At 72.9% G+C, this 531-nt stretch carries 1 protein-coding gene; it reads left to right on the forward strand.

Annotated elements, in window-relative coordinates; all coding sequences use genetic code 11:
• A partial coding sequence (locus ACIKT0_RS19900; RefSeq protein ID WP_407106963.1) for an MFS transporter occupies positions 1 to 531 on the forward strand: 531 nt, incomplete at both ends.

Here is a 531-nt window from a genome sequence, read left to right on the forward strand (position 1 = left end):
CCCGCGCCGCGAGCTCGGCGCGCTGCGCCGGCCGCAGGTCTGGCTGACGCTCGGCGTGGCCGCGATCGGCTTCGGCGGCATGTTCGCGGTCTACAGCTATGTGACGCCGACGCTGACCGACGTCACCGGCCTCAGCCTCTCGATGGTGCCGCCGATGCTCGCGCTGCTCGGGCTCGGCATGATCGTCGGCAACGTCGCGGGCGGCTGGCTTTCGGACCGCGCGCTCAAGGCCACGCTGGTCGGCGCGCTGGTGTGGAACGGCGCGGTGCTGGCCGCCTTCGTGTTCACATCGGCCGCGAGCTGGAGCGCGGCGATCAACCTGTTCCTGATCGGCGGCTGCATCGCGATGGGTCCTGCGCTTCAGACCCGGCTGATGGACGTCGCGGGCGACGCCCAGACGCTCGCGGCGGCGCTCAACCACTCCGCCTTCAACCTCGCCAACGCGCTCGGCGCGTGGCTTGGCGGCGCCGCGATCGCGATGGGCTTCGGCTGGACGTCCCCCGGCGCGGTCGGAGCGCTGCTCGCGGTAGC

The sequence above is a fragment of the Hansschlegelia beijingensis genome, assembly GCF_045505405.1.
Classification (GTDB): domain Bacteria; phylum Pseudomonadota; class Alphaproteobacteria; order Rhizobiales; family Methylopilaceae; genus Methylopila; species Methylopila beijingensis_A.